Origin of the sequence: Agromyces sp. H66 (genome assembly GCF_004959775.1) — a bacterium.
Taxonomy (GTDB): domain Bacteria; phylum Actinomycetota; class Actinomycetes; order Actinomycetales; family Microbacteriaceae; genus Agromyces.
The window spans coordinates 45,520-52,617 of record NZ_SJZG01000018.1 but is presented as its reverse complement, the minus strand read 5'-3'; the positions used below and the strand labels follow the sequence as shown (position 1 = coordinate 52,617).

At 70.6% G+C, this 7,098-nt stretch carries 7 protein-coding genes; 2 read left to right on the top strand and 5 right to left on the bottom strand.

Translation table 11 applies throughout. From position 1 onward, the window contains the following. Positions 1-268 (top strand): hypothetical protein (locus EZM51_RS20745; RefSeq protein WP_169054009.1); only part of this gene is annotated, 268 nt, incomplete at its 5' end. Between the two features lie 106 nt (positions 269-374). Here EZM51_RS20745 and EZM51_RS19765 read toward each other — a convergent pair. Genes EZM51_RS19765 through EZM51_RS19750 form a run of 4 tightly spaced genes read right to left on the bottom strand, consistent with a single transcriptional unit; the run spans position 375 to position 4,195 of the window. Then, on the bottom strand, positions 375-1,709 hold the full coding sequence (locus EZM51_RS19765) for a phenylacetate--CoA ligase (protein WP_136710027.1): 1,335 nt from the start codon (positions 1,707-1,709) through the stop codon (positions 375-377). Further along, positions 1,706-2,557, bottom strand: coding sequence for an SDR family oxidoreductase (locus tag EZM51_RS19760; protein ID WP_169054008.1), 852 nt, complete (start codon positions 2,555-2,557; stop codon positions 1,706-1,708). The genes EZM51_RS19765 and EZM51_RS19760 overlap by 4 nt, the downstream gene beginning before the upstream one ends. A 43-nt stretch (positions 2,558-2,600) precedes the next feature. Beyond that, positions 2,601-3,638, bottom strand: coding sequence for a hypothetical protein (locus EZM51_RS19755; protein ID WP_211195999.1), 1,038 nt, complete (start codon positions 3,636-3,638; stop codon positions 2,601-2,603). Further along, positions 3,635-4,195, bottom strand: a complete 561-nt coding sequence (locus tag EZM51_RS19750; protein ID WP_136710025.1) for a UGSC family (seleno)protein — start codon at positions 4,193-4,195, stop codon at positions 3,635-3,637. The genes EZM51_RS19755 and EZM51_RS19750 overlap by 4 nt, the downstream gene beginning before the upstream one ends. A 146-nt stretch (positions 4,196-4,341) precedes the next feature. Between EZM51_RS19750 and EZM51_RS19745 the strand changes: the two genes are divergently transcribed. Next, entirely contained in the window at positions 4,342-5,421 is a 1,080-nt protein-coding gene (locus tag EZM51_RS19745) for an alcohol dehydrogenase catalytic domain-containing protein (RefSeq protein ID WP_136710024.1), read from the top strand. Positions 5,422-5,490: 69 nt separating this feature from the next. Here the strand turns inward: EZM51_RS19745 and EZM51_RS19740 are convergent, their stop codons facing one another. Continuing rightward, positions 5,491-7,098, bottom strand: coding sequence for an ABC transporter substrate-binding protein (locus EZM51_RS19740; RefSeq protein ID WP_136710023.1), 1,608 nt, complete (start codon positions 7,096-7,098; stop codon positions 5,491-5,493).

Here is a 7,098-nt window from a genome sequence, read left to right as displayed (position 1 = left end):
TCGCCGCGGCGGTCGCGCCGGCCAGGCGGACGTCGCCCCGGCGACGCCGCGACGCGACCGCTCCGGCCGCCCCGCGGAGGCGAAGGCGCACGCGCCCAAGCAGGGCGCGGGGCACAGCCGCGGCGCGCAGAGTTCGGGTGCGAGCCGGTCCCTGAGCACGTCGAAGGGCGGGGCATCCGCTCGCTCCACCGCGAAGCAGCCGCTTCGCGTCGGCAGCCTCGTGTCGCCGTCGCGCAGCACGCGCACCAACCGCCGCGCGCAGGGCTGACGCCCGCGCACCGGCCTCGGGCACGACCACGCCCCGCCGCCGACCGTTGGTCGACGGCGGGGCGTGGTCGTGCACACCCGGCCGCCGGGTCAGGCGGGGGCCCGGGTCACGCGGGGGCGTAGACGAGCGCGTTCTTGTAGTCGCTCACGGGGATGACACCCATCGGCAGCGGCTCCACGCGAACCCGCACGCGCAACTGCCGGCGCACCGCCTCTTCCGCCGCGCGCAGCAGGGGGGTCGCCCGCTCGACGGTCATCCCGTCTCGCAGTTCGACCTCGAGCGGGATGTCGCTGTCGAAGCGCACCTGGTCCGCGCTGCTCTTGCGGATGCGCATCGTGCCCGAGAGCACCGGTGATGCCGCATCGAGCACCAGCTCGCGGATGGCGCTGGGGTACACGTTCATCGCCTTGAAGATCAGCATGTCGTCGGTGCGGCCGACGCAACGGATGGTGGGAGCGGTGCGACCGCAGGCGCACGAGGTCCCGGTGACCTGGATCTGATCGCGCGAGCGGAATCGGACGACGGCGGAGGCCTCGCGGCTGAGGGTCGTGTAGACCGCCTCTCCCGTCGCACCCGGCTCCCAGGGGATGTGCTCCAGGGTCGCCGGGTCGATCAGTTCGACGAGCACGTCGGGGGCCGCGGTGAAGTGCATCCCCCGGCCCATCTCGCACTCGGCCCACATGGCCGGGAGCACATCGGCCAGGCCCATGAACTCGCTGACCCGGGTCGCGCCCCAGGCGTCCAGGATCCCCCGTCGGATGTGCGGCACGCCGGCACCCGGCTCGCCGCCGGCGATCACCGTGCGCACGGCGAGCTCGCGCGCGGGCCTGCCCAGCTCTTCGGTGCAACGCTCCGCGAAGTGCGAGGCGAACGACGCCGTGGCGACGAGCACGTCGACGCCGATCCGATCCATCCCGAACGCCATCCTCGGGGTGGTCTGGCCGCCGATCCACGCCAGCACGCCGCCGGCTTCCCGGATGCCGTCGGCGTAGGGAAGCCCCCCTGCGACGATCGCCATGCCGGTGGTGAGCGCGACCACCGAGCCCGGTCCGACTCCGGCCGTGCGGTAGGCGTTGCCGATCCGATCCTTCCAGCGCACCCAGTCGTTGCGGCTGAGCCCGAAGTAGGTCTGCGCGCCGGTCGTGCCGGAGGAGGAGGTCACCTGCACGAGATCCGCGGCGTCGACCAACTGGAACGCGCCGAGCGGGCGCGCCGTGTCGGCCTCGGCCTGGGCCGCACGCAGGTCCTCCTTCGTCGTGAAGGGGACCTCGAGCAGGTCGTCGACGTGGGAGAACGTCGTGCGCGGGGCGAGTCGGGCGGCCCAGACCTCGTGGGCGCGCAGTCGCTCGACCATGCGCCCGAACTCGGCCAGCTGAAGATCCTGCGTGGACGCCCAGGGTCGGGTGTCGACCTCGGCGTTCCACAGTGCGAAGGTACTCACTTGAGGTTGGATCCCGCCGCGCCGGTGTTGGTCAACCGGAACCCGCCACCGTCGACCGCGATGGTCTGCCCGGTGATCCAGCGGGCCTGGTCGGTCAGGAGGAAGAACGCCGCGCGCGCGATGTCCCAGTTGTTGCCCTCCGTCTGCAGCATCACGTTGTTCGCGCGCATGACGCGCTGTTCCTCCGACATCCCGCGGGCGGCGAACGCCCCCCAGATCATGCCGACGCGCACGCAGTTCACCCGGATCCCGCGTGCGGCGAGGCTGGCGGCCGCGCCGGAGGTGAGCTTCTCGAGCGCGGCCTTGCCGAACGAGTACGGCAGGCCGGGCCCGCGCCCCTCGGCGGCCGCCGAGGAGATCGTGACCATGGATGCGCCGCGGTCCATGTGCCTCTGGGCGTGGCGCATCACGTACCAGACGGCGGTGAAGTTCAGGCGCATCGCGTCCTCGAACTGGTCCAGGGTCGCGTCGAACATCGGCTGCACGCCGCCGCCGCCGATCGAGTCCGCGACGACGTCGAAGCGACCGAAGCGTTCCGCGGCGGCGGACACGGCGCTCGCCACGGACGCGTCGTCGGTGACGTCGACGGGGAAGTACTCCGCCACGCCGCCGGCCTCGCGGATCGCGTCGAGCGTGCGCCGACCCGCAGCGGGGTCTCGATCGAGGATCGCCACGGCCGCGCCGTTCCGGGCGCACAGCCACGCGATCGCGAAGCCGATGCCGCCTTCGGGGCCGCTCAGGCCTCCGCCGACGACGAGGGCCACCTTGCCCGACAGCCACGGCTCGCCGGCGCTCGCCAGCGGGTCGGAGACGGGGACGGTCCATACCTCGGGAGTGGAATCGGTCATGGGGTTATCTGGCCTCTCTGCCGGATGCGGATGTGGGATGGGTTCAGGGGACCGGGAACGACTGCCCGGACCACAAGCCGAGAACCCGGAACACCATGGACATGGCGGCGTTCGACGACCCGGCGACGATGATCGGGAGCGTCGCGAGCCTGGCATCCGCGATCGTCGGGTGGAAGTGGTCGGGCGCGAAGGGGCCGCCGGGGAGGTGGCTCAGCCCCTTGCCGACCGCCTGCAACTGCGCTTCGGTGCGCCCCGCGCGAGCGACGATCCACTCGCGGACGTCCTGCTTGCCCATACCGGCCTCGGCGAAGAGGCGGGCGTGCTCCGGGTTCAGGATGATGCCGGTCGGGCTGTGCCGCCCGATGAGGGCGCCGGCGCGCTGGACGGTGTCGACGAGGTCCGCGAGGACCTCCTCGTGGCTGGTGAAGCTGCGGTTGTCGACGACCTCGAAGGTGCGCACCAGCATCGCGGACACCGCACTCCGGCCGGGGTCGAGACCGGCCTCGACCGACAACGACTCCCACGGGCTGGCCTCCTCGTTCTCGCCGATGCACATCTGCCACCGGCCGACCGTGCCGATGGTCGCCTGCTCGAGCTCACGGGGGCGGATGCCGAAGCTGTTGCGAACGGTCAGGCCGATCGCGCGCGGAATCGTGGCGTTCGCCCGGAACCCCGGCCCGAGTGCGCCCCCCGCCGAGTTGACGCCGATCCGGTCGCGGATCGGACCGTTGACGATCACCAGTGGACCGGGACCGCTCGTGCTCTGCCAACCGCCTCCGCGCGCCGCGCGATCTGCCGACAGTGCGTCCCATGCGGCCAGGACGACGGGGAAGTGCTCCGGCAGGCAACCGGCCATCACGGCGTTGACGGCGATCTCACGCACGGTGACACTGCGCTCGAGCTGCGGATGCTGCGCCGCGATCTCCTCGGGGTCGCGTGCGGTCGCAGCGAGCATGCGCTCGACCGATTCGGCGGTGGCGGGCAGGGCGGGAAGTCCGTCCGTCCAGCCCTGCTCGTAGATGTGCTCCGCGATTCCCGCCGCGACCTCCGGATCGAGCGCGACGGCGTTGCCCCCGCTCACGCGGTCGCGGCGACGAGGGCCGGCTCGTCGATCAGGCGGTGCAGCACGCCGTCCGCGAGCTGCGCACCGCGCTCGAGGATCTCGTCCACGGCGAGGTTCGCGATCGGGTGCGGGGTGAGCAGGAACGGGAAGTCCGGCGCACCCTTGAGCCCCGCCATCGCCGCCGACGGGTCGACGAAGGCGTCGGTGCAGACCACGGCGGTGGGGATGCCGACCCGTTCGAGCGCGATCCCGTCCGCGACGGCGGACGCGCTGCACGAGCCGCAGTCGCCCACGCCGATGACGACGACGTCGCATTCGCGGATGAGCTCCTCGATCAGGTCCACGGGAAGCGGCATGGCGAACTGCGTCTTCGTGCGCGGAACGAGCGTGACCGCGTCGGCACGCCGGGCGAGTTGCGCCCCGACGGCGTCGAGGATGAGGTCGGCGTTGCGCTTGGTGTTGCCCAGCAGCCCGATGCGGAGCCCGTCGAGGGAGCGCGGACGGCCGGCGGACGCCGGTGTCGCTGCGGACTCGATGCGCGGGCGCTTCGTCGGGTCGATCATCTCGGCGATCATCTCGGAACCTTCCTGTTCGGCACTCTCGACTATTGCGCCGTCCGCGGCCCGTTGCAGACCTGATTCCGTCTCACGGAACCCGGAAGTCCCGCGCGGCACGGACGCGCCTAGCGTGGTGGCACACCGACCGAAGCGAAGTGAGGTTCATGACCGACGCACGCGCCGCATTCCTGAGCGGCCCCAACCGCATCGAGATCGAAGAGCATCCCATCCCCGTCGCCGGCGTCGATGACGCGGTCATCCGTGTCGAGGCGAACGGACTCTGCGGGAGCGATATCGAGCAGATCCTCTCCGGCGGCAGGCAGGGGCGCATCGTCCCGGGCCACGAGCCGCTCGGCATCATCGAGAGCATCGGCCCGGAGGCATCCCGCCGTTGGGGCGTCGGCGTCGGCGACCGCATCGTGGTCGAGGTCGTGCTCCCCTGTCACGAGTGCCGCCAGTGCGCGCGGCAGGTCTTCAGCTCGTGCGAGGCGTCGCTGGGCGGGTACGGCGCGCGTCCGTTCCCGGCCTCGACGCCCCTCCAGGGCGGCATGGCCGAGTACATGTACGTGCATCCCAACTCCATCGTCCACCGGATGGATGCCTCGGTGCCGGTCGCGACCGCCGCGATGTACAACGCCCTCGCGGCCGGCATCCGGTGGGCGAACCACCTCGGCGGAGTCCAGCCGGGCGACACCGTGGTCATCCTCGGAGCGGGGCAGCGGGGCATCGCCGCCGCGATCGCGGCCACGTCCGCCGGCGCCGAGCACGTCATCGCGACCGGCCTCGCCCGCGACGCGCACAAGCTGCGGATCGCCCGGGAGTTCGGAGTGCAGACGACGATCTTCGCGGATCAGGAGGACGTCGTCGAGCGGGTCTCCGAGGCGACCGCCGGCCGCGGAGCGGACGTGGTGCTCGATGTCACGCCGAGTGCCGCCCAGCCCGTTCGCGACGCCGTCGAGGTCGCTCGCATGGGTTCGACCGTCGTGCTGGCCGGACTCAAGCACGGCAGGCCGATCGAGGTGGTGACCGACAAGCTGATCCAGAAGGGGCTGCGGGTCATCGGCGCCCGCGGGGTGGAGGGGCGTTCGATCCGCGAGGCCATCGCGATCATCGAGTCCGGCGCCTACCCGCTCGAGAAGCTCGGCACCCACACGTTCGGCCTCGACGGGATCGTCGAGGCCGTGCAGGTCCTCTCGGGCAGGGTCGAGGGCGAGCACGCCCTCAACATCGCGATCCTTCCCTGACACCGGCGACCGAGCGAGGCTCCGGGCGGATGCCCGGAGCCTCGCTCAGCGGTCGTCATCGCGTCGCGGTCAGCCCTTCCACTTCATGGTCAGCCAGTTGACGTTGCCGCTCGCCGTGCCCTCGTCGATGCCGACCAGGCCGTCCCACCGGGTCGTGTTGACCGTCGGGAACGACGCATTGGTCCACACCAGCGGAGCGAAGAAGATGAGCTCCCTCGCACGCTCCTGCATGTCGCGGAAGTACGAGCCGCGCTCCTCGCGATCGGTGGTCGAGTTGGCGCCGGCGACGGCCGCGTCGATCTCGGGGTCGCAGATCCCCGACGGGTTGCGTGCCGACATGTGGTCGGGATTGCACTGGTACCAGCGCGAGATGCCGAGACCGGGGTCGGCCGACACCGTCGTGCGCAGGAACGACAGGTCGAAGTTGTTCTGCACGTAGATCTGGTCGGTGAAGATCGCCGAGGTCACGCCCTCGAGGTTGACGCCGATGCCGACCTCGCCGAGCATCGACTTGGCCTGCTCGGCCATGGCGACGGTGTCGGTGAGGGTCGAGATGTACTTGACGTTCAGCGTGAACCGGACGCCGTCGGCGCCGACGGGGAAGCCCGCCTCGTCCAGGCCCTCGTTGATCGCCTCGACGTCGTAGGGGAAGTCCTCCGCGAAGTCGATGTCCTCGTTCTTCGCCCAGGCCAGGGTGTCCGGGAAGAAGCCGTCGGCGGGTTCGCCGTAGCCGGCCAACGCCACGTCGGCGAAGGCGGTGCGGTCCAGCGCGGAGAAGACCAGGGCGCGGACCTCGGGGTCGGCCAGGTACGGGTTGAGGGTGTTCATCTGGAGCACGACCGCCTGGGCGAAATAGCCCTCCTCGAGGTGGACCAGCTCGGGCTTGCCCTCGATCTGGTCGAGCTGCGAGGCATCGATGGATGCCTTGTCGACCTCGCCCGAGATCAGGGCGAGGGCGCGCGTGTTCGTGTCGGCCATGACCGGGTAGATGGCCGTGTCGACCTGCACCTCGCCGCGCCAGTAGTCCTCGTTCTTCACGAGGATGACCTCGGCGCCGGATGAGAAGGACTCGAACTTCATCGCACCCGTGCCGATGGGTGCCATGTTCGCGGGGTTGGTGACGGGGTCGGTGCCCTCGTAGAGGTGCTTCGGAACGATCGCCTGGAGGGCGAGCGTCTCGAAGAACGGCCCGAACTGGGAGTTCAGGTGCAGCACGACGGTGTGGTCGTCGGGGGCGTCCACCGAGTCGATCGACTTGACGAGGGAGGCGCCGTACGTCTGGTACTGCATGATCTCGTCGAAGTTGAACTTCACGTCCTCGGAGGTGAAGGGCTCGCCGTCGTGCCACGTGACGCCCTCTTCGAGGATGAACGTCAGCGTCGACTGGTCGTCGCTGTACTCCCACGACTTCGCCAGCATGGGGTGGATCTCCGACTCGGTGTCGATGTAGACGAGCTGGTCGAAGACCGCCGCACCGAACGCCGTCGTTGCGGGCGAGTTCGTGATCTGCGGGTTGAAGCTGATCGGGTCGGCGGAGATCGCATCGATGTAGACGGTCGGCCCGCTGGGCTCGTCGTTCTCCGATGCGGATGGGCCGGCCGAGCATCCTGCGATGAGCAGGGCCGTGGACGCGAGGACCGCCACGGCGGCCAATCGGGTCGTACGCGTGGATCTCAT

What these genes read in the sequence shown, in the direction of transcription:
- EZM51_RS19760 (WP_169054008.1), bottom strand. Translation starts at nt 2,557, where the DNA reads ATGACCGATTCCACTCCCGAGGTATGGACCGTCCCCGTCTCCGACCCG.
- EZM51_RS19750 (WP_136710025.1), bottom strand. Translation starts at nt 4,195, where the DNA reads ATGATCGCCGAGATGATCGACCCGACGAAGCGCCCGCGCATCGAGTCC.
- EZM51_RS19745 (WP_136710024.1), top strand. Translation starts at nt 4,342, where the DNA reads ATGACCGACGCACGCGCCGCATTCCTGAGCGGCCCCAACCGCATCGAG.
- EZM51_RS19740 (WP_136710023.1), bottom strand. Translation starts at nt 7,098, where the DNA reads ATGAGATCCACGCGTACGACCCGATTGGCCGCCGTGGCGGTCCTCGCG.